This is a genomic window from Caulobacter sp. 602-2, assembly GCF_011043625.1.
GTDB lineage: Bacteria > Pseudomonadota > Alphaproteobacteria > Caulobacterales > Caulobacteraceae > Caulobacter.
This window is the reverse complement of the sequence record NZ_JAAKGT010000010.1, coordinates 37,051-58,292: the sequence shown is the minus strand read 5'-3', so window position 1 is coordinate 58,292 and position 21,242 is coordinate 37,051. Positions and strand designations below refer to the sequence as shown.

The window sequence follows — 21,242 nt, the reverse complement described above, 5'->3', positions numbered from 1 at the left end:
CAACGGAAACGTCGCCGCGTCGAGATGGGGCCGCAGGCGTCGTCATCAAGCCGGCGTTAACCGAAACAGGGCTTCATCGGCCTCGCCTGACGCGTGCAGGCGATCGTTTTTGCGAGGGGTCATGAGCGAATCCAGCCAGGCGATGGTCCAGCCCCAGATCGATCCCGATCTGGTCCGCGACTTTCTTCGTGAACAGCCCGAGGTGCTGCGCGAGGACACCGACCTGCTGTCCGACCTGGGCCTGAAGCTCGACACCGGCAACGTCGTCGAGTTCGGCCACGTGGCCATCGCCCGCGCCGCCGCCGCCCGCGAACGCGAGGCTCAGGTGCGCAAGACCATCGAGGCCACCGCGGAGGCCAACATGTCGGCCCAGGCCCAGGTGCATGCCGCCGTCATCGACCTGCTCGACGCCCGCAACCATTCCGACCTCGCCCGCCGGGTCGACGAGATGGCCGCCCTGCGCTTCAGCCTCGCCGCCGGCACGGTGGCCCTGGAAGGCCCCGCCCGGGTGCCGGCCGGCTGGCATGTTCTGGTCGACGGCCAAGTCGACATGCTGATGGGCGACCACGGCGTGGCCCGCATGGGCTTCTTCGCTCCGGCGCTGGGCCTGTTCGGCGACAAGCTCGACACCATCCGCAGCATGGCCCTGGTCCGCATGGCCCTGTGGGAGCCCTCGCGCCAGGGCGTCCTGGCCTTCGGCTCCACCGACCCCGAAGCCTTCACCCCCGACATGGGCTCCGACCTGGTGGCGTTCCTCGCCCGCGTCGTCGAGCGCACGGCCGAACGTTGGCCGGTTCCGTAGTCGAGCTCCTCCCCCTCTGGGGGAGGTGGCCCAGAGGGCCGGAGGGGGGGCGTTCTCAGCTATCCGACAGCTGGACGTGCATTCCCCACTCCCCCCTCCGTCGGCTTCGCCGACACCTCCCCCAGAGGGGGAGGATCTAGATGCATGCCCGGCAAGCCCTGGCCGCCTGGCTGACGCACCTGGCCGACGAGCGCCGCGCCTCGAAGCGTACGGTGCGGGCCTATGGCGACAACGTGCTGGCCTATCTGAACTTCATCGAGGGCCACAACGGCGGAAGCCTGTCGCTGAACGGCCTCGGCGCGGTCTCGGCCGCGGACCTTAGGGCCTATCTGGCCTTCCGGCGTTCGGGCGATCATCCGCTGTCGCCGCGGTCGGTCAGCCAGAGCCTGTCGTCGATCCGGGCCTTCCACCGCTTTCTCGACGCGCGCCTTGCCACCCCCAACGCCGCCATCGGCCTGGTGCGGGGGCCCCGCATCAAGGTCGGCGCGCCGCGTCCGGTCACCGAGGACCAGGCCCGGGGCCTGCTGGCCGAGATCGCCGTCGATCCCGACCGTGAAGCGTGGGAGGCCGCCCGCGACGAGGCGGTGCTGACCCTGCTCTGGGGCTGCGGCCTGCGGATTTCGGAGGGCCTGTCGCTGACCCGCGCCGACGCGCCGCTGGGCGAGACGCTGCGGATCACCGGCAAGGGCGGCAAGACCCGGATCGTGCCGGTGCTCGACGCCGTGCGGGCGGCGGTCGACGCCTATCTGGCCGCGTTGCCCTTCGTGCTGGCCCCGAACGAGCCGCTGTTCCGCGCCAAGCGCGGCGGGCCGCTGTCGCCGCGCCACGTGCAGGCGGCCATGCAACTGCTGCGGGGGCGGCTTGGCCTGTCCGACCGGGCCACGCCCCACGCCTTGCGCCACAGCTTCGCCACCCACCTGCTGGGAGCGGGCGCCGACCTGCGCTCGATCCAGGACCTGCTGGGCCACGCCTCGCTGTCGACGACCCAGCGCTACACCCAGGTGGACGCCGAAGGCCTGCTGGCGGCCTACGGCAAGGCCCACCCGCGGGCCTAGAGCCCCAGGTCCTTGCGCACGAAGCGATAGGTCTCGCGCTTCTCGCAGGCGCAGGCCTTCATCTGGCCGTCGGGCGTCCACCACACCAAGAGCGGATAGGCGAAGTTCACGCCGTTCTGCTTGAGCAGCGGAACCAGGTCCTCGACCGACTTGCGGCCGGCCTCGATGACGGCGGTGCGGGCGATGTCGCCGTCGGCGGGCTTGAGGCCCGGGGCCGTCCAGGCGTCGACCGGGGTGGCGTCCCACTTTTCCGACAGTTCCCACGAGCGGTTGATCCACAGCTCGGCCACGGTGGCGCGCTCGACCGGCGTCGATTTCGGCACGCCGTTGCGGTCGGCGCGGGCGATCTCGATCAGGCGGGTGTCGATCCCGGCCTTGTGCAGGCGCGGGTACTCTTCCTTCTTGAAGCGGACGCAGTCGGGGCAGGTGCGGAAGCTGATCATGTAGAGCTTGGGCCCTTTGAGGCCCGGCGACACCCAGCCAGAGCCTTCGAGGATCTTGGCGATCTCGGCCTGGTTCCGGGTGATGGTCTTGGGCCGCCAGCGCAGTTCGAAGTTCCACCACGCCCACCAGCCGGCGCCGATCACCACGACCACGGCGGCGAGGCCGGCCCACAGCTTCCAGTTCTTCATCTCGACCGATCCTCTCGGGATTGTTCTGCTGGTGATAGGACGCCCCGCGCGCCCCGGCGACGGCAAAATTCCTGAAAGCCGCTTGAGGCCCGCGTGGGGGACTCTAGATTGGCGCGATGTCTACGCCACAGGCGCCCGGGGGCGCCGCCTCCCTCGAAATCGACCTGCCCGACGAGGCGGCCACCAAGGCGCTCGGCGCGCGGCTGGCCGCGATCCTGTTTCCGGGCGCGGCCCTGTGCCTCTACGGCCCGCTGGGCGCGGGCAAGTCGACCCTGGCCCGGGCGCTGGTGCGCGCCCTGACCTCGCCCGACGAGGAGGTGCCCAGCCCGACCTTCACCCTGGTGCAGTTCTACGAGGCGGCCGAGTTCCCGCTGGCCCACTTCGACCTCTATCGCCTGGAGGATCCGGACGAGGCCTACGAGATCGGCCTCATCGAGGCGCTGGAGGACGGCGCGGCCCTGATCGAGTGGCCCCAGCGCCTGGAGGGCCGTCTGCCGCCGCACCGACTCGATGTAGAGATTTCGCCCGTTCTGGACGCGCCCGACGGCGAGGCGCGCCTGGTCCGCATCACCCCGTACGGCGCCTTCAAGGAACGCAAGCTTGAGCTCTGACCGCGAGACCCTGAAGGCCGACTTCCTGGCCCGTCACGGCTATGGCGACGTCCGCCGCCAGCCGCTGGGCGGCGACGCCTCGACCCGGTCGTACGAGCGCCTGTATCGCGGCGAGGCGACCTTCATCTTCATGGACCAGCCGCCGGCCCTGGAGACCGCGCCGTGCCCGCCCGGCGCCACGCCGGACGAGCGCCGCGCCCTGGGCTTCAACGCCGCCTATCGCCTGGCCGCGGGCCGGGTGGACGCCTTCGTGGCCGTGGCCGGCTGGCTGCGGGCCCAAGGCCTTTCCGCCCCCGAGGTGCTGGCCGCCGAGCCGGCCCTGGGCCTGGCCGTGCTGGAAGACCTGGGCGATGATCTCTACGCCAGCGTGATCGCCAATGGCGGCGACGAGCCCCTGATGTACGACGCGGCCGTCGACGCCCTGGTCGCCCTGCACGCGGCCAGGCCGCCGGCGGTGCTGGAGGCGGGCGGCTCGACCTGGCCGCTGCTGACCTATGACGACCTGGCCTTGCAGATGGCCCAGGACCTGTTCGTCGAGTGGCTGCCCAAGCTCAAGCCGGTGACCTTCGGCGCGGCCGCTCTTGCCGAGTGGCAGGCGCTGTGGACGCCGATCCGCGCCCGGGCCGAGGCCGGCGCTTCGGTGTTCTGCCACCGCGACTATCACGCCGAGAACCTGCTGTGGCTTCCCGATCGCGAAGGCCCGGCCCGCGTCGGCCTGATCGATTTCCAGGATGCGGTGGTCGCCCACCCGGCCTGGGACTTCTCGATGCTGCTGCACGACGCCCGCCGCGACGTGTCGCCGCAGATCGAGCAGCGCGGCCTCGACCGCTACCTGGCCGCCCGGCCCGACCTCGACCGCACGCAGTTCCTGGCCGACTACCACGCGCTGGGGGCGCTCAACATCGCCCGCATCCTCGGCATCTTCGCCCGCCTGGTCACCCGCGACGGCAAGCCGAAGTACGAAAGCTTCATGCCCCGCCTGTGGCGCTATCTCGACAGCTGCCTGGCTGATCCGGCGCTTTCGGGCCTGAAGGCCTGGTTCGACGCCCACGTGCCGGCGGAGGTCCGCTCGTGAGCGCCTCTCCCAAGAAAGCGATGGTGCTGGCCGCGGGCCTGGGCACTCGCATGCGTCCCCTGACCAACGACCGCCCCAAGGCGCTGGTCGAGGTCGCCGGCCGCACCCTGATCGACCACATGCTCGACCGTCTGGCCGACGCCGGGGTCGAGACCGCGGTGGTCAACGTCCACGCCTTCGCCGACCGTCTGGAAGCCCACCTGAAGGCCCGCACCGGGGCGCCTGCGATCGTCATCTCCGACGAGCGCGGCGAACTGCTGGAAACCGGCGGCGGCCTGCGCAAGGCCCGGCCGCTGCTGGGCGAGGACGCGGTGTTCGTCGCCAACATCGACTCCGTCTGGACCGAAGACGGCGCGCCCGCGATCGACAGCCTGGCCAAGGCCTGGGATCCGGAGCGCATGGACGTCTGCCTGCTGCTGGCGCGGCTGGACCGCACGCTGGGCTTCGACGGGGCCGGCGACTTCTTCCTGGCTGACGACGGGGCGCTGACCTTCCGGGGCGAGGCGCCCAGCGCGCCCTTCGCCTATATGGGCGTGCACATCTGCAAGCCGGGCCTGGTCGACGACGGCCCGGACGGCGCGTTCTCGCTGGCCACGATCTGGCGCAAGCTGGCGCCGCTGGGCCGCGTGCACGGGGTGGTGATGGACGGCTTCTGGATGCACGTCGGCGATCCCGGCGCGCGCGACGAGGCCGAAGCCAAGCTGGCCGGGGGATGAGCGGCTTGGCCGGCTCCGGCTGGTTTTCGATCCCGGCCCACCGGCCGTTCGTCGACGACGTGGCCGCCGGCCTCGTGGAGCGGCTGTCGCACCTGGGCCCCGACGCCCTGTCGCACGCCACCCTGCTGACCCCCACCCGGCGCGGGGCGCGCGCCCTGGCCGACGCCTTCCTGGCCGTGAACGGCGGACGGGCCGTGCTGCTGCCGCAGATCCGTCCCCTGGGCGACCTCGACGAGGGCGAGCCGCCGTTCGAGCCGGGCGACCTGGCGCTGGACCTGCCGCCCGCCGTCTCCAGCCGCCGCCGGCGGTTCGAGCTGGCGCGCCTGGTGCACGACAACGCCTCGCTGCTGGACAGTCCGCCCAGCGCCGGCCAGGCCCTGGAGATGGCGAAAGCCGTCTCCGACCTGCTCGACAGCTGTCAGATCGAGGAGGTCCCGATCATCGAGCGCCTCGATGGTTTGGCCGACGGCGATCTGGCCGCCCACTGGCAGGTGTCGGCGCGGTTCATCCGGGCCATGGTCGAGGGCTGGCGCCAGCGCCTTTCCGATCTGCAGATGATGGACGTCAGCGCCCGCCGGGTGGCGCTGCTGCGGGAACTGTCCAAGCAATGGACGGCCAATCCGCCGCCGGGCGTGCTGGTCGCGGCCGGCTCGACCGGCACCGCGCCGGCCACCGCCGACCTGCTGATCGCCGTCTCGCGCGCCCCGCAGGGCTGCGTCGTGCTGCCGGGCCTGGACGAGGACCTGGCCGGCGAGGCCTGGGACCAGGTCGGCGAGCAGCACCCGCAGGGCGCCATGCGCCGCCTGCTGCACCGCGCGGGCGTGGATCGCGGCGTCGTGCGCCGTTGGCGCAACGAGGCCGACAGCCGGGGGCGCTGGCGCCGCCGCCTGGTCAACGAGGCCCTGCGACCGGCCGAGGCCACCGCCGACTGGCTGGCCCAGATCGCCAAGCTGCGCGCGGAGTCCGAGAAGGTCGATCCTATCGCCGAGGGCCTGTCGGGCCTGTCGCTGGTCAACGCCTCGGGCGAGGAGGAGGCGGCGCTGGCCTGCGCCCTGCTGCTGCGCGAGGCGCTGGAGACGCCGGGCAAGACCGCCGCCCTGGTAACCCCCGACCAGCAGCTGGCCCGCCGGGCGGGGCTTTATCTCGCCCGCTGGGGCGTCGTGCCCGACAGCTCGGCCGGCGCGCCGCTGGCGGCCTCGGCCCCAGCCGTGCTGGCCCGCAAGCTGGCGGGCCTGGTGCTGGCGCCGCTGGACCCCGTCGGCCTGCTGTCGGTGGCCAAGCACCCGCTGCTGAAGGCCGACGAGGCCGCCCGCACGCTGGAACTGAAGGGGCTGCGCGGGCCAGCGCCCGTCGACGCCGCCGCGCTGGAGCGCCGCATCGCCGCCTTCCCGGAGGCCGCGGACCTGGCTCGCCGCATCCATGCCGCCGTCGAGATCGCCTGCGCGCCCTACGCCGCCGGCCCCGTCGCGCCGCCGCACCTGGCCGCCGAGGCGCTGGCCAAGGCGCTGGAGAGCCTGGTCGAGCCGTCTTCGCTGTGGGCAGGCTCGGGTGGCGAGGCCCTGGCGGCGCTGATCTCGGCCCTGATCGACGACGGCCAGGCCCTGCCGCCGACCAATCCGCTGGGCTTCCTGGATCTCTTGGGCCGGCTGGTCGACGAGGAGACCCTGCGCGTCGGCGGCGCCACCCATCCGCAGCTGCGCATGCTGGGCGCCATCGAGGCCCGTCTCGTACGCGCCGACCGGCTGATCCTGGCCGGGCTGGAGGAGGGCGTCTGGCCCCAGGCCGCGCCGATCGACCCGTTCCTGTCGCGGCCGATGCGCGCCAAGCTCGGCCTGCCGCCGCCCGAGCGCAAGATCGGCCTGACCGCCCACGACTTCGCCCAGGCCGCCAGCGCGCCTGACGTCATCCTGGTGCACAGCCAGCGCCGGGGCGGCGCGCCGGCCGTCGAGAGCCGCTGGCTGTGGCGGATGAAGACCCTGGCGCGCGGCGCGGGCCTGACGCTGACCGAACGCGGCGATGTGCTGGACTGGGCCCGCGCCCTGGACGCGCCGGGCCCGTACGCCCCGGTCAAGCGCCCGGCGCCCTGTCCGCCGGTCGAGGATCGGCCGCGCAGGATGGCCGTCACCCGCGTCGAGGCCCTGACCCGCGACCCCTATGCGGTGTGGGCGCGCGACATCCTCAAGCTCTATCCCCTCGACCGGCCCGACGAGCCGGTGGAGGCGCGGGCGCGGGGCACGGCGATCCACGCCGCCTTCGAGGTGTTCGCCCTGACCTATCCTGACGCCCTGCCGGCCAATGGCGCGGAGATCTTCGAGGGCCTGTACATCGCCGAACTGGTCGCCGCCGGCATGCCGCCCTCGGCCCTGGCCCGGGAACGGGCGCTGGCCCGCGAGGCCGCGCTGTGGGTGATGGACCTGGAGGCCCGCCGCCGCGCGGGCGCGCAGAAGATCATCGTCGAAGCGGCCGGCGAGATCACCTTCCAGGTGAACGGCCGCCCCTTCACCCTGACGGCCAAGACCGACCGCATCGAGCCGACGCGCGACGGCGCGGCGGCCCACATCCTCGACTACAAGACCGGGGCGGCCCCCAGCCAGAAGCAGGTCGACACCGGCTTCTCCCCGCAGCTGACCCTGACGGCGGCGATCCTGCAGAACGGCGGCTTTGGCGAGATCGGCGCGCGCGCGCCGGGCGACCTGACCTATGTGCGCGTCACCGGCCGCCGCCCGGCCGGCGAGGAGCAGGTGCGCGCCGCCGCCGGCCCGGAGAGCGAGGAGGCCGCCCGCAAGGCCTTCGACGGCCTGGTCGAGCTGATCCGCAAGTACGACGAACCCGACCGCCCCTACCTGTCGCGCACCGCGCCGCAGTTCGTGCACGACCACGCCGGGGACTACGGCCACCTGGCGCGGGTGTTCGAGTGGTCGACCAGCGGCGATGAAGGGGACGGGGAATGAGGGCGGGGAAAGCCTCAAGGAACCTCCCCCTTTGGGGGAGGCGGCCGAAGGCCGGTGGGGGGGCGTTTTCAACTGCCGCCGCGCTGGCCTGCGCCGCAAAGTTTCCCCCCACCGATCGCTGCGCGATCGCCTCCCCCAGAGGGGGAGGTTCCCTGTGATCGATCCCCAACGTATCGCCGCCGATCCGGCCATCTCGGCCTTCGTCACGGCCAACGCCGGTTCGGGCAAGACCAAGACCCTGATCGACCGGGTCGCGCGCCTTCTGCTGGGCGGCGCCGAGCCGGCGGCGATCCTGTGCGTGACCTACACCAAGGCCGCGGCCGCCGAGATGCAGCACCGGCTGTTCGATCGCCTGGGCAAGTGGTGCGTCACGCCCGACGACGCCCTGCGCGCCGAGATCGCCGGCCTGGTCGACCGGCCGCAGAGCGAGTTCGACGCGGTCGCCCTGTCGAAGGCCCGCAGCCTGTTCGCCAAAGCCCTGGAGACGCCGGGCGGCCTGAAGATCCAGACCATCCACGCCTTCTGCGAGAAGCTGCTGCGGCGCTTTCCGATCGAGGCCGGGGTCTCGCCCGGCTTCGAGGTGATGGACGACGGCGCCTCGGCCGCCGTGGCCCAGGCCGCGCTGCACAAGCTGGCCGCCTTCGTCACCGCCACCGACAACGAATTCTCCCAGGCCTATGCCCGCTTTTCGGTGGCGCTGGACTTCGCTTCGTTCGAGGCGATGTTCGCCACCTTCGAGCACCAGCGGGCCAACATCGCCGCCTATCTGGACCGCGCTGGCGGCCTGGAAGGCGTGATCGCCGACATCTGGGATCTGTGCGGCTTCGCCGAGCCGACCACGGTGGAGGAGGTCGCCGCCCAGGCGATGGACGACCTGGACCCGACGTTCTGGCGGTCGGTCGCCGACGTGCTGTCGGGCGGCGGCAAGACCGACATCAAGTGCGCCGACCAGATGCGGGCGGTGGCGACCAACCCCGCCGCCACGCTGGACGAGGCCCTGGCGGTCCTGTTCACCGAGAAGGGCGTCGGCACCCCGGCGACGTGGCCGGGCAAGACCTCGGGCCTGAAAAGCCGCGAGGACCTGCGCGAGCGCCTGTTGGCCGAGCAGGAGCGCCTGGGCGAGGCCCGCGAATGGATGCGCGCGGCCCGGGTGGCCGAGGACAGCGTCGCGGCCATGCGGCTGGCGGCCCTGTATCTGGCCGAGTTCATCGCCGAGAAGCAGGCGCAGGGGGCGCTCGACTTCTCCGACCTGATCGAGAAGACCCGCGACCTCCTGACCCGCAAGGTCGACGCGGCCTGGGTGCTCTACAAGCTGGACGGCGGGGTCTCCCACATCCTGCTCGACGAGGCCCAGGACACCGCGCCCGAGCAGTGGGAGATCCTGTCGGCCCTGACCGAGGACTTCTTCGCCGGGGCCGGGGCGCCGGGGCGAGACGGCAAGGCGGCGGACGGCCGCACCCTGTTCATCGTCGGCGACGAGAAGCAGTCGATCTATTCGTTCCAGGGCGCCCAGCCCGAGCGCCTGCTGATCGAGACGCAGGACTACATCGCCCGCATCGAGGCCGTCGGCCGGGTGGGCAAGGCCGTGCCGCTGTCGACCTCGTACCGCTCGACCCGGCAGGTGCTGGACTTCGTCGACGCGCTGTTCGAGGCGCCCGACGCGCGGCTGGGTCTTGCCCCCACCGGCGAGGACATCCCCGCCCACGTGGCCTTCCGCAAGGATCATCCGGGCTGCGTCGACCTGTGGCCGCTGGAGCGCGAGCCGGTGGCCGCCGAGCGCGAGGCCTGGGACGCGCCGCTCGACATCGAGACCGAGCAGGGCGCCAACCGCCGCCTGGCCGAAAGGATCGCCGCCGAGATCAAGGCCCTGGTCGAGCGCGGCGACGGCGTGTTCGACAAGGACGCCCGCGTCTGGCGTCCGGCCCATTACGGCGACGTGCTGGTGCTGGTGCGGCGGCGCAAGGCGCTGTTCGAGGAGGTGCTGCGGGCGCTGAAGCGGCGCGGCGTGCCGGTGGCCGGCGCCGACCGGCTGTCGCTGTCGGCCCACATCGTCTTCGACGACCTGCTGGCGCTGGGCCGCTTCTGCCTGTTCCCCGACGATGATCTGACGCTGGCGGCGCTGCTCAAGAGCCCGTTCTGCGCGCTGACGGACGATGATCTCTACGCCCTGGCCAAGGGGCGCAAGGGAACGCTGTGGGGCGTCCTGTCGGCGCGGGCCGACGAGCGCCCGGCCTGGCGCGAGGCCCACGCCCTGCTGGACTGGGCCCTGACCGCTCGCCGTCGCCGCCAGCCGTATGAGTTCTACGCCCTGTTCCTTGGCAAGCTCGACATCAACGGCGTCAGCAACCGCGCCCGCGCCCTGACGCGCCTGGGCGAAGAGGCGGCCGACGCCCTGGACGAGTTCCTGGCCCAGATCACCAACGCCGAGGCCCGCGGTGTGCGCGATCTGGAGACCCTGGTCGCCGAGTTCGCCGCGCTGGACATCGTGGTCAAGCGCGAGATGGAGGGCGTGCGCCGGCAGGTGCGGGTGATGACCGCCCACGGCGCCAAGGGCCTGGAGGCGCCGATCGTCTTCCTGCCCGAGACGACGATGAAGGGCGGGGCGCGCGGTTCGCCGCTGCTGGCCACCGAGAAGAAGGGCTTCCTCTGGTGCGCCTCGGGCAAGCAGGACTGCGAGGCCTCGGCGGCGGCGCGCAAGCTGCGGGAGGACAAGGCCCAGCAGGAGGCCTATCGCCTGCTCTATGTCGGCCTGACCCGCGCGCGCGATCGGCTGGTGCTGTGCGGCCGCATCGACGCGCGCACCAAGGACGAGAACGTCGGCGGCTGGTATGCCGCCGCCCGCGCCGCCTTCGCCCATGCCCGGATCGTCGAGGACGTGCGCACGATCGACGCGGAGACCGGGATCCTGCGCTATGGCCCCGATCCGCGGCCCGCGCCGCCGGCCGCCGAGCTGGTCGAGGCGCCGCCCGCGCTGCTGCCCGACTGGGCGCGGCGGGCCGCTGAACCCGTCTCGGCCGGCGCCCGCTGGGCCGCGCCCTCGGCGCTGGAGGCCGAGGAGGAGGCGGCAGGCTCGGCGCCCTCGCCCCTGGCCAGGATCGAGGGCCTGGGCCGCTATCGCCGGGGCGAGATCATCCACCGCCTGCTGCAGCTGCTGCCCGACATCGCGCCGGCCGGGCGCCGGGCCGCCGCCGCCCGCCTGCTGGCGGCCGAACGCGACCTGACCGACGCCCAGAGAACCGAGATGACCGCCGCCGCCTTCGGGGTGCTGGAGGACGAGCGGTTCGCCGCCGTGTTCGGGCCGGGCTCGCGGGCCGAGGCCTCGCTGGCCGGGGCCGCCGCGCAGCTGCCGGCGGGCATGGCGATCTCGGGCCGGGTCGACCGGCTGGTGGTCGATCCCGAGCGGGTGCTGGTGGTCGACTACAAGACCAACCGCCCCTCGCCCGACCGCATCGAGGACGCCGATCCGGCCTATCTGTCGCAGATGGCGGTCTATGCGGCGGTGCTGGCCGAGATCTTCCCGGGCCGCCGGATCGAGGCGGCGATCGTGTGGACGGATGGTCCCAAACTGATGGTCGTTCCAGAAAACGTGCGGGCCGCGGCGCTTTCGCGCCTCTTCTGAGTTATTGCCGGACGCGCCCCCCGCGCCTACATCTTCGATCAAGAGGCGGTCGCAACCGCCACTGTTCTCAATTTCGCGCCGCGATCCCCCGACCCGCCGCGCCAGCCAGGAGCCAGACCATGAGCACCGTTGCGGTGACCGACGCCACCTTCGAACAAGACGTCCTGCAAGCCGAGGGCCCCGTGCTCGTCGACTTCTGGGCCACGTGGTGCGGCCCGTGCAAGCAGATCGCCCCGGCCCTGGAGCAGATCTCCGAGGAGCTCGCCGACCAGGTCGTGGTCGCCAAGATCGACATCGACGAGAACCAGATGACCCCCGCCCGCTACGGCGTGCGCGGCATCCCGACGATGATGCTGTTCCGCGGCGGCCAGATGACCTCGATGAAGGTCGGCGCCATGCCCAAGAGCAAGATCGTCGAGTGGCTGGCCGAAGCCGGCGTCAAGCAGACCGCCTAAGCGCAGCCTGCCCCCTCGAAACGAAGAAGCCCCGGCCGCAAGGCCGGGGCTTTTTTGTTGTCCGTCGGGGGGCGAAGGATCAGCCGCCCTTGACCAGTTCCGGCAGCGACTTGCCGCTGACGTTGGTGCGGGCCGCGCCGCAGACCTGGATGGCCACGGCGCGGGCCGTGGCGTCGGTGCGGCGCAGGCGCATGTCGTGGCCGCCGACCAGGGCGAAGTCCTGGTCGTAATGGCGGACGGCGTTGATTTGTTCGCCGGTCTTGCCGCAGTCGATGCGCGACGAGATCTCGGTGTAGCTCGACTTGTCGTCCGGCCACACGAAGTAGTTGACCAGGGCGACCTTGCCCTCGCGGCGGATCGAGCCGACGTCCAGGGCGATGTTCGAGCGGCCGGTGGGCGCCGGCTGACGGAAGGTGACGCTCGTGGAATACACGCTCTGGATCGGCCGGGCGCCGCCGTCGGGCTCGTAGAAGGACGGCGCCTGGGCCGAAAGGTTGGAGATCCGGCTGACCCGCCAATCCTGCTTGGGCCACTCCTGGGCCGCGGCCGGCGCAACGAACGACAGGGCGGCCAGACCGGCGAGGATCATCTTCATGGGGTGCTTTCCTCCAACGCTTTTGGCGACGCTACGCCCGCAACCTTAAGTGATCAACCATCTCCTTGCCCGGAGCGAAATTTATGTTTCTCGCGCGCCGGCCCTTGTGGCGCAGGGAGTTTCGCCCCCGAAGAGCCTCGCGGCGAGGTGGAAGCGCTCCCTTGCGGCGAGAACCGCCGTCAGAACCCGCGAAGCTCGCCCCAGACCTCGAACTCGTCGCGCCGCGAGCGCCAGGCGTTGACCGGCGCGGCCTCGTCGGCGACGCCCAGCGCCATGCCGGAAAACACCATGTGATCGTCCGGCAGGCCCAGGAACTCGGCCGAGAGCGCGCCGTAGGCCGACCAGAACTCCTGGGCGCAGGTGGCCAGGCCCGCCTCGGCGGCCAGCAGCATCACCGTCTGCATGTACATGCCCAGGTCCGACCACTGCGGCGGGCCGAGGTTGCGGTCGATGGAGAAGAACAGGCCCACGGGCGCCCCGAAGAACTCGGCGTTGCGGGCGAACTGCCGCAGGCGGCCGATCTTGTCCTCGCGCGGAATCTCCAAGGCCCCGTAGAGGTCCTCGCCCACCTGGAAGCGGCGGCTGCGGAACGGCTCCCACAGATTGGCCGGATAGACCGCGTACTGCGCCTCGTCGGGCGAGCCCAGGCGCGCGGCCACCTTGGCCTTGAACTCGGCCAGCACCTCGCCGGCGATGGCGTGCACCTTCCAAGGCTGGAGGTTGCCGCCGGACGGCGCGCGGGCCGCGGCTTCGAGGATGGCCCGCACCGTCTGTCCCGGCACCGGATCGGCCTTGAAGGCCCGCGCCGAAAACCGCCGCGCCACCGCCTCGGACACGCTCATCGTCTCCGGCATCAAGGCCTCCCTAACCAACGCACCCTATCGAGCGTCTCCATCGTTGGTTAGCATCCGGCCGCAAGGTCAAGGCAAGGGGCGTCGGGTTTTGAAGGTCTTGTTGCGCAACATCTTCCTGGCGCTGTTCATCCTGCTGATCGCAGGACCGATCCTGGCCGTGCTGGTCTATCGCTTCGTGCCGGTGCCGGCGACGCCGCTGATGGTCATCCGCGCCGCCGAGGGCAAGGGCTGGGATCACCGCTGGCGGCCGCTGTCGAAGGTCTCGCCCAGCCTGCCGCGCGCCCTGATCGCGGCCGAGGACGCGCGGTTCTGCGAGCACCACGGCTTCGACGTCGAGGCCCTGCAGAAGGCCTACGAGAACAACGAGAAGGGCAAGAAGGTCCGCGGCGGCTCGACCATCAGCCAGCAGACCGCCAAGAACGTCTTCCTGTGGCCCGACCGCTCGTACCTGCGAAAGGGCCTGGAGGCCTGGTTCACGGTGCTGATCGAGCTGGGCTGGGGCAAGCAGCGGATCATGGAGGTCTATCTGAACTCCATCGAGTTCGGCCCCGGCATCTACGGCGCCGAGGCCGCGGCCCAGCGCTATTTCGGCGTCAGCGCCGCCAAGCTGACCCCCGCCCAGTCGGCGCGGCTGGCGGCGATCCTGCCCAGCCCGCTGAAGTGGAAGGCGGTCAAGCCGGGCCGCTACGTCCAGAAGCGCTCGCGCCGGATCGGCGCGGCCTCGGGCACGGTGCGCCGCGACGGCCTGGCCGCCTGCGTGATCTGACAACGACGAAGAAGCCGAAGACAAAGAACAAGAGGGAAGGAAACGACGATGGCCATCGCCCCCGGTCCGACGCTGGAGACCGCCCGCCTGATCCTGCGCCCCACCGGCGCCCAGGACCTCGACGGCTGGGCCGAGCTGATGGCCGACGCCGAGGCCGCCCAGTACATCGGCGGCCAGCAGACCCGCGAGGCCGCCTGGCGCGGCATGGCCAGCATGGCCGGCTCGTGGGCGATCAACGGCTTTGGCATGTTCTCGCTGATCGCCCGCGACACCGGCCTGTGGGTCGGCCGCATCGGTCCGTGGCGGCCGGAGGGCTGGCCGGGCACGGAGGTCGGCTGGGGCCTGCTGCGCAGCGCCTGGGGAAAGGGCTATGCGGTCGAGGCGGCGCAGGCGGCCATCGACTGGGCCTTCGATCACCTGGGCTGGGACGAGGTGATCCACTGCATCCACCCCGACAACACGCCCTCCCAGCAGGTGGCGACGCGGCTGGGGTCGAGGAACCGCGGGCCGGCGCCGCTGCCCCCGCCCTACCAGGACACCCCCAACGAGGTGTGGGGCCAGACCCGGTCGGAATGGAAGGCGCGGGCCTAGGGCGAAGGGGGCTAGCGCAGCATCCCCGCCGCGATCGCGGCCTGGCCGCCGATATAGAGGAACCACACCGCCCAGGCGGTCAGGCGCGCCGAGCCGAACAGCTTGGCGTTCTTGAAGAGGTCGAAGGCCAGGATGGCGTCCGAGGCCATGAAGGCCACGGCGCCCGCCGTGGCCGGCCAGCGCGCGGCCGGCAGGGCCGCGGCGCTGACCACCATGGCCAGGATCGCCGCCACATAGGCCAGCACCGCCGGCCGCAGCGGCCCCAGCGACCCCCACAGCCGCCGCAGCATCACCGCCCCGACCAGGGCCGCGACCGGGGCCAGGACGAAGAAGGCCTGGCCGGGGGCCGCTCGCTCGCGCCAGAAGACGATCACGTAGACGACGTGTCCGGCCAGGAACGCCGCCAGGCCGAAGGGCAGCCAGCGCTTGGGATCGCCGGCCAGGAAGGCGTCGCCCAGCGCGCACAGGGTCAGGGCCACGGCCAGCAGCACCGTGCCGCCTTCCAGATAGGCCAGCACCGCCAGGGCGCTGGTGGCGGCGGTCTTGACCAGCGTGCGCAGGAACGACGGCGGGCGCTCGACCAGCACCAGGCCGTAGGCCAGGGCGCAGGCGCCGCAGATCGCCCACAGGACCGTGTCAGTCATCCTTGGAGAGCTTGGCGAGGAAGGCCTGGGCCGCGTCCTTGTGGCGGGCCTTGAGGTTCTTGCCGACGATGGCCAGCAGGGCGGCGATCACCGCCGCGTCGTCGGTGAAGCCCAGCGCCGGCAGCACGTCCGGGATGGCGTCGGTGGGCAGCACGAAATAGGCCAGGGCGGCGAACATCATGCCCTTGGCCGCCGTCGGGGTCTCTGGATCGCGCGCGCACCACCACAGCGACAGGGCGTCGGCGGCGAACGGGATCTTCGAGGCCACCTTGCGCATCTTCGGCCAGAAGCCGCGCGTCACCCGCTGCTCGTTGACCCGCACCGTGGCCGGCACCAGGGCCTTCCTCGGATCCAGCACGTCGTCGGGCGTGACGCCGCCGTTGACGTCGGGGGATGGTTTGGCGTCGGCGCTCATCGGGTTAAACCGCTCCTCAACACACCAATTAAACGCAACCCCAGGGGAAACGTCCATGAAACTCGACAACACCGTCGCCGCCGTCGTCACCGGGGGCGCCTCGGGCCTTGGCGAGGCCACCGCCCGCGCTCTGGCCGCCCAGGGCGTGAAGGTCGCCATCTTCGACATGAACGAGGCTCGCGGCGAAGAGGTCGCCAAGGAGATCGGGGGCGTCTACTGCAAGGTCAACGTCACCAGCGACGCCGATGTCGACGCCGGCTTCGAAAAGGCCCGCGCCGCCCACGGCCAGGAGCGGATCCTGGTCAACTGCGCCGGCGTCGGCAACGCCGCCAAGACCGCCAGCCGCGACAAGGCGACCGGCGAGACCAAGCACTTCCCGCTCGATATCTTCGACCGCGTGATCCAGATCAACCTGGTGGGCACCTTCCGCTGCATCGCCAAGTCGGCCAAGGGCATGCTCGACCTCCCGCCGCTGCAGGACGGCGAGCGCGGCGCGATCGTCAACACCGCCAGCGTGGCGGGCGAGGACGGCCAGATCGGCCAGGCCGCCTATTCGGCCAGCAAGGGCGGCGTCATCGGCATGACCCTGCCGATCGCCCGCGACCTGATGAACGACGGCATCCGCGTCAACACCATCCTGCCGGGCATCTTCAACACCCCGCTGATGAACGCGGCGCCCGACAACGTGAAGGACGCCCTGGCCGCCAGCGTGCCGTTCCCCAAGCGCCTGGGAAACCCGGCCGAGTACGCCCAGCTGGCGTTGACGATGATCACCTGCGGCTATTTCAACGGCGAGGACGTGCGCCTCGACGGCGGCATCCGCATGGCCCCGCGCTGAGCCTTGCGTCCCCCTCCCTTCGGGGAGGGGGCCGACGGCCGGGGGCGGATCAGCCCGCGACCTCTTCCCTTTCCAGCACCGGCTCGGCGGCGGGCATGCGCGAGCGCAGGGGCAGGGCGGGCACGAACAGGATCACGACCAGGCCCAGCACGATCACCACCAGCGCGGCCTGCATCACGCCGCTGACGGCGAAGGCCAGGGCCTGGCCCAGCGCCGGGTCGCGGGTTCCGCCGACCACGCCGCTTTCCAGCGCCAGGCCCTGCAGGGCGCCCAGATCCAGCTTGCCGCCGCCATAGGCCGCCAGCCGCGTGGTCAGCAGGGCGCCGGCCACGGCCACCCCCACGGTCGAGCCGATCTGCCGGAAGAACTGGTTGGAGCTGGTGGCCACGCCGATGTCGCGCGGCGACACCGCGTTCTGGGTGGCCAGGTTGAAGAGGCTCTGGTTGGGGCCCAGGCCCACGCCCACCACGAGCAGCAGCAGGCACAGCAGATAAAGGTGCTGGATCCCGGCCAGGTGGGTCATCGGGATCACGCCGACCAGCAGCAGCGACGCCCCGCCCAGCATGAACGGCTTGTACTTGCCCGTGCGGGTGACCAGCTGGCCCGACACCGCCGAGCCGACGATCAGCCCGCCCATCAGCGGCAGCATGGCCAGGCCCGAGGTGGTGGCGTCGACGCCCAGGCCCAGCTGCATGTAGAGCGGCAGGAACACCGCCACCCCCATGAAGGCCATCGAGATCAGGAAGGCGGCCAGGTTGGCGGTGACGAAGGTCTTGTTCCTGAACAGGTGCAGCGGGACGATCGGGTTCGACACCCGGCTCTCGACATAGACGAAGAGGCCCAGCGCCACGGCCGCGCCGACGAACAGGCCGATGCTCTGGGGCGAGGCCCAGGCGATGTCGTGGCCGCCGAGGCTGAGCGCCAGCAGCAGCGGCACGAAGGCGGCGATCAGCAGGGCCGCGCCCAGGAAGTCGATATTGCCCGAGCGCTGGTGCGGCAGGGCCGGCATCTTCACCAGGATCATGAACAGCGACAGCAGGCAGAGCGGCAGGTTGACGTAGAACACCCAGCGCCAGCCGGCGATCACGTGGCCGGCCAGGTGGACCGTGCCGTGGTCGGTGAAATAGCCGCCGATCAGCGGGCCCAGCACGCTGGACAGCCCGAACACCGAGCCGAAGATGCCAGCGAACTTGCCCCGCTCGCGCGGCGGATAGAGGTCGGCGATGATCGCGAAGGCGGTGGTGAAGAGGGCCCCGCCGCCGATCCCCTGCAGGGCGCGGAAGACGATCAGCTGCACCATGCCGCTCATGCCGGCCAGGGTTCCGAACTCGCCCGACAGGCCCGACAGCCACGAGCCGACCATGAAGATCGAGATCCCGACCACCAGCACGGGCTTGCGGCCGTAGATGTCGCCCAGCTTGCCCCAGATCGGCACCATCACCGTCGAGCTCAGGAGGTAGGCGGTGGTCACCCAGCTGTAGAGCGTCAGGCCGTGCAGTTCGGAGATGATCCGCGGCATGGCGGTGGAGACGATGGTCTGGTCGAGCGCGCTGAGCAGAAAGACGATCATCAGGCCGGCCAGGGTGGTGCGGCGTTCGGCGTCGGTGAATTGACCGGTCATGCGGTGGTCCGTCGATCTTGGTCGCCCCGCCTAGCACGGTTCGCCGGGCCAAGGGCAGGTGCGATGCGAAGACAGGTCGAGGGGCGGTGAAGCCGACTTTCCCCGCTCCGCTTCACGGAGAAGGAGCAGGCTCTCCGATCCTTGATCCAACCTCTGGTCGCTCGCCGCCCGGGTCCAACCGGCGTAAGTCGTTCTGGCGCCTTTCAAGGATGTTCCATGCGTCGTTTCACTCCGCTGCTGGCTCTGCTGGCTCTCGCCCCCGTGCTCGGCGCGGCCGCGCCGCGGGCGGTGGAGGTCGACATCCGCCAGGCCTGGGCCCGGCCGGTGGCGGCCGCGGGGATGAACAGCGCCGGCTACATGGTGCTGGCCAATCGCGGCCGCGCGCCGCTCACCCTGACGGGCGCTTCCAGCCCGCTGGCCCGCGAGGTGATGGTCCATCGCACGACGCAGGCCGACGGCGTCTCGTCGATGCGGGCCATGACCCAGGGCCTAGTGATCCCGCCAGGCGGCCAGGTCGCCTTCGCCCCGGGCGGAAACCACTTCATGGTCATGGGCCTCAAGCGCCCGCTCAAGCCGGGCGAGCGCCTGCCGCTGACCCTGACCTTCGACGGCGGCCGCAAGGTCGAGGCGCAACTGGCGGTGCGGACGGCTCCGCCGCAACCCGTGGCTGCGGCCGCGCCCGCCGCGCCGCATCGGCACTGACCCAAGGTGGCGCTTGCATGGGCGCCGGGCCCGCCTGTGGAAACATGACAGAATTTTAAGGCAGGAAATTCCGATCTCCGGCGCAGATTGCCGCCGGTTTTCCAACGGATCTGCCTTTCGATGAAAAAAGCTTGGTTCGGCGCCGCCGCGGCGGTCGCCCTTTCGATCTCCGCCTTCGGCGCCCAGGCTCACGAAGAGCACGCCTGTCTCGACGACGCCTGCACCGTCCAGTCGCTGTTCGCCCAGGGCGCGGAAGGCGGCGGTTCGGCCGTCTCGCTGGAGTCGCCGCGCTACGGCGCCTGGGGCTTCGACCTCACGGGCATGAACACCTCGGTCAAGCCGGGCGACGACTTCTACAAGTACGCCAACGGCAAGTGGGACGAGACCACCCAGATCCCCGCCGACCGCACCCGCTACGGCAACTTCGACAAGCTGGCCGAGCTGTCGGAAGCCCGCACCCGCGCCATCATCGAGGGCGCCGCCGCCGGCAAGACCACCGACGCCGACAGCGTCAAGGTGGGCGCGGCCTACAAGGCCTTCATGGACGAGGCCCGCATCGAGAAGCTGGACGCCGCGCCGATCGCCGGCGAGCTGAAGCAGATCAAGGCCATCAAGACCAAGGACGAGTTCACCGCCCTGATGGGCAAGAGCCCGACCACGGCCTTCGCCTCGATCCTCAGCCTCTACGTCTCGACCGACGCCAAGAACCCCACCCGCTACGCCGTCTATGCCGGCACGGGCGGCCTGTCGCTGCCTGACCGCGACTACTATCTCGACGCCAAGTTCGCCGACAAGAAGGCCGCCTACGAGCTCTACGTCGCCAAGATGCTGGGCTTCGCCGGCTGGGCCAATCCGGCCGAGAGCGCCAAGGCCGTCGTGGCCTTCGAAACCCAGCTGGCCGAAGCCAGCTGGACCCGCGTCGAGCGCCGCAACCGCGACAAGACCTACAACCCCAAGACCTGGGCCGAGCTGCAGGCCCTGACCCCGGGCTACGACTGGAACCGCTATCTGGTCGGCACCGAGCTGCCCAAGCTCGACCGCGTGGTGGTGACCACCGACACCGCCTTCCCGAAGTTCGCCAAGGTCTATGCCGACACCTCGCTCGACACCCTGAAGGCCTGGCAGGCGTTCAAGGTCGTCGACGGCGCGGCCCCGATGCTGTCCAAGCGCTTCGCCGACGCGGCGTTCGAGTTCCGCGGCAAGACCCTGTCGGGCCAGCCCGAGCAGCGCCCGCGCTGGAAGCGCGGCGTCGCCCAGGTCAACGGCATGCTCGGCGAGAGCGTCGGCAAGGTCTATGTGGCCGAGTACTTCCCGCCGGACTCCAAGGCCAAGATGGTCGACCTGGTGGCCAACCTGCGCACCGCGCTGAAGGCCCGCATCGAAGGCCTCGACTGGATGGGTCCGGAGACCAAGGACAAGGCCCTCGACAAGCTGGCCAAGTTCACCGTCAAGATCGGCTATCCCGACAAGTGGCGCGATTACTCCAAGCTGGAGATCCGCGCCGACGACGCCTACGGCAACGCCCTGCGGGCCGGCGCCTTCGAATGGCGCCATGACGTCGAGCGCCTGAACCAGCCGGTCGACAAGACCGAGTGGGGCATGACCCCGCAGACGGTCAACGCCTACTACAACTCGGTCAACAACGAGATCGTGTTCCCGGCCGCCATCCTGCAGGCGCCGTTCTTCCATCCGGACGCCGACCCGGCCGTCAACTACGGCGGCATCGGCGGCGTGATCGGCCACGAGATCGGTCACGGCTTCGACGACCAGGGCCGCAAGTCCGACGGCGACGGCGTGCTGCGCGACTGGTGGACGGCGGAAGACGCCGCCAAGTTCGACGTGCAGAAGGCCAAGCTGGGCGCGCAGTACTCGGCGTTCGAGCCCTTCCCGGGCGTGCACGTCAACGGCGACCTGACGATGGGCGAGAACATCGGCGACATGGGCGGCCTGTCCTTCGGCCTCGACGCCTATCACGCCTCGCTGCACGGCAAGCCGGCCCCGGTGCTGGACGGCTTCACCGGCGACCAGCGCGTCTATCTGGGCTGGGCACAGGTGTGGCGCCAGAAGAGCCGCGACGATGCGCTCAAGCAGCAGATCGCCAGCGACCCGCACTCGCCGGCCTACTACCGCGTCAACGGCACCATCCGGAACCAGCCGGGCTGGTACAAGGCCTATGACGTCCAGCCGGGCGACAAGCTGTACATCGCGCCGGAAGATCGCGTGAAGATCTGGTGATCTGTCGGGAGGCCCTCTCCCTGAAGGGAGAGGTGTCGCCGCAGGCGACGGAGAGGGAAGTCCGC

19 protein-coding genes are annotated in these 21,242 nt (G+C 71.1%); 13 read left to right on the top strand and 6 right to left on the bottom strand.

The window, feature by feature from the left end; genetic code table 11:
* Positions 1–121: 121 nt before the first annotated feature.
* Positions 122–802 (top strand): DUF484 family protein, encoded by a 681-nt coding sequence (locus G5B46_RS18220; protein WP_165261133.1) that lies wholly within the window; start codon positions 122–124, stop codon positions 800–802.
* Between the two features lie 140 nt (positions 803–942).
* On the top strand, positions 943–1,857 hold the full coding sequence (locus G5B46_RS18215; protein WP_165261131.1) for a tyrosine recombinase XerC: 915 nt from the start codon (positions 943–945) through the stop codon (positions 1,855–1,857).
* On the opposite strand, the gene G5B46_RS18210 is transcribed toward G5B46_RS18215, so the two are convergent.
* Positions 1,854–2,489, bottom strand: coding sequence for a hypothetical protein (locus tag G5B46_RS18210; protein ID WP_165261129.1), 636 nt, complete (start codon positions 2,487–2,489; stop codon positions 1,854–1,856). The genes G5B46_RS18215 and G5B46_RS18210 overlap by 4 nt on opposite strands.
* A 116-nt stretch (positions 2,490–2,605) precedes the next feature.
* Between G5B46_RS18210 and tsaE the strand changes: the two genes are divergently transcribed.
* From tsaE to trxA, 6 genes are all read left to right on the top strand, one after another.
* The gene (gene tsaE / locus G5B46_RS18205; protein ID WP_165261127.1) at positions 2,606–3,100 is read left to right on the top strand and encodes a tRNA (adenosine(37)-N6)-threonylcarbamoyltransferase complex ATPase subunit type 1 TsaE; all 495 of its coding nucleotides are present in this window, start codon (positions 2,606–2,608) and stop codon (positions 3,098–3,100) included.
* Positions 3,090–4,175 (top strand): N-acetylmuramate/N-acetylglucosamine kinase AmgK, encoded by a 1,086-nt coding sequence (amgK, locus tag G5B46_RS18200; protein WP_165261125.1) that lies wholly within the window; start codon positions 3,090–3,092, stop codon positions 4,173–4,175. The genes tsaE and amgK overlap by 11 nt, the downstream gene beginning before the upstream one ends.
* 20 nt (positions 4,176–4,195) lie before the next feature.
* On the top strand, positions 4,196–4,891 hold the full coding sequence (gene murU, locus G5B46_RS18195; protein WP_165261371.1) for an N-acetylmuramate alpha-1-phosphate uridylyltransferase MurU: 696 nt from the start codon (positions 4,196–4,198) through the stop codon (positions 4,889–4,891).
* A 5-nt stretch (positions 4,892–4,896) separates the two neighbouring features.
* Entirely contained in the window at positions 4,897–7,842 is a 2,946-nt protein-coding gene (addB, locus tag G5B46_RS18190; RefSeq protein WP_240903564.1) for a double-strand break repair protein AddB, read from the top strand.
* Between the two features lie 154 nt (positions 7,843–7,996).
* A complete protein-coding gene (gene addA, locus G5B46_RS18185; RefSeq protein ID WP_165261121.1) occupies positions 7,997–11,461 on the top strand; it encodes a double-strand break repair helicase AddA in 3,465 nt (1,154 codons plus the stop codon).
* 119 nt (positions 11,462–11,580) lie between these two features.
* Complete coding sequence (gene trxA, locus G5B46_RS18180; protein ID WP_101717002.1) at positions 11,581–11,916, top strand: thioredoxin; 336 nt, start codon at positions 11,581–11,583, stop codon at positions 11,914–11,916.
* A 79-nt stretch (positions 11,917–11,995) separates the two neighbouring features.
* Here the strand turns inward: trxA and G5B46_RS18175 are convergent, their stop codons facing one another.
* Together G5B46_RS18175 and G5B46_RS18170 are read right to left on the bottom strand one after the other, a co-directional pair.
* A complete protein-coding gene (locus G5B46_RS18175; RefSeq protein ID WP_165261119.1) occupies positions 11,996–12,511 on the bottom strand; it encodes a hypothetical protein in 516 nt (171 codons plus the stop codon).
* Between the two features lie 179 nt (positions 12,512–12,690).
* A complete protein-coding gene (locus G5B46_RS18170; RefSeq protein ID WP_165261117.1) occupies positions 12,691–13,353 on the bottom strand; it encodes a nitroreductase in 663 nt (220 codons plus the stop codon).
* Positions 13,354–13,417: 64 nt separating this feature from the next.
* On the opposite strand from G5B46_RS18170, the gene mtgA reads away from it, so the two are divergent.
* Both mtgA and G5B46_RS18160 read left to right on the top strand, forming a co-directional pair.
* Entirely contained in the window at positions 13,418–14,131 is a 714-nt protein-coding gene (mtgA, locus tag G5B46_RS18165) for a monofunctional biosynthetic peptidoglycan transglycosylase (RefSeq protein ID WP_346764952.1), read from the top strand.
* Positions 14,132–14,179: 48 nt separating this feature from the next.
* Positions 14,180–14,722, top strand: coding sequence for a GNAT family N-acetyltransferase (locus G5B46_RS18160; RefSeq protein ID WP_165261113.1), 543 nt, complete (start codon positions 14,180–14,182; stop codon positions 14,720–14,722).
* Positions 14,723–14,733: 11 nt separating this feature from the next.
* On the opposite strand, the gene G5B46_RS18155 is transcribed toward G5B46_RS18160, so the two are convergent.
* Together G5B46_RS18155 and G5B46_RS18150 are read right to left on the bottom strand one after the other, a co-directional pair.
* Positions 14,734–15,366, bottom strand: coding sequence for a lysoplasmalogenase (locus tag G5B46_RS18155; RefSeq protein ID WP_165261111.1), 633 nt, complete (start codon positions 15,364–15,366; stop codon positions 14,734–14,736).
* The gene (locus G5B46_RS18150; RefSeq protein WP_165261109.1) at positions 15,359–15,781 is read right to left on the bottom strand and encodes a YkvA family protein; all 423 of its coding nucleotides are present in this window, start codon (positions 15,779–15,781) and stop codon (positions 15,359–15,361) included. The genes G5B46_RS18155 and G5B46_RS18150 overlap by 8 nt, the downstream gene beginning before the upstream one ends.
* A 55-nt stretch (positions 15,782–15,836) precedes the next feature.
* On the opposite strand from G5B46_RS18150, the gene G5B46_RS18145 reads away from it, so the two are divergent.
* Positions 15,837–16,619, top strand: coding sequence for an SDR family NAD(P)-dependent oxidoreductase (locus tag G5B46_RS18145; protein WP_165261107.1), 783 nt, complete (start codon positions 15,837–15,839; stop codon positions 16,617–16,619).
* Positions 16,620–16,668: 49 nt separating this feature from the next.
* Here the strand turns inward: G5B46_RS18145 and G5B46_RS18140 are convergent, their stop codons facing one another.
* Complete coding sequence (locus tag G5B46_RS18140) at positions 16,669–18,240, bottom strand: MDR family MFS transporter (protein ID WP_165261105.1); 1,572 nt, start codon at positions 18,238–18,240, stop codon at positions 16,669–16,671.
* Positions 18,241–18,456: 216 nt separating this feature from the next.
* Here G5B46_RS18140 and G5B46_RS18135 point away from each other — a divergent pair, with 216 nt between their 5' ends.
* Both G5B46_RS18135 and G5B46_RS18130 read left to right on the top strand, forming a co-directional pair.
* A complete protein-coding gene (locus G5B46_RS18135; RefSeq protein WP_165261103.1) occupies positions 18,457–18,942 on the top strand; it encodes a copper chaperone PCu(A)C in 486 nt (161 codons plus the stop codon).
* Positions 18,943–19,062: 120 nt separating this feature from the next.
* Positions 19,063–21,177, top strand: a complete 2,115-nt coding sequence (locus tag G5B46_RS18130) for a M13 family metallopeptidase (protein WP_165261101.1) — start codon at positions 19,063–19,065, stop codon at positions 21,175–21,177.
* Positions 21,178–21,242: the final 65 nt, after the last annotated feature.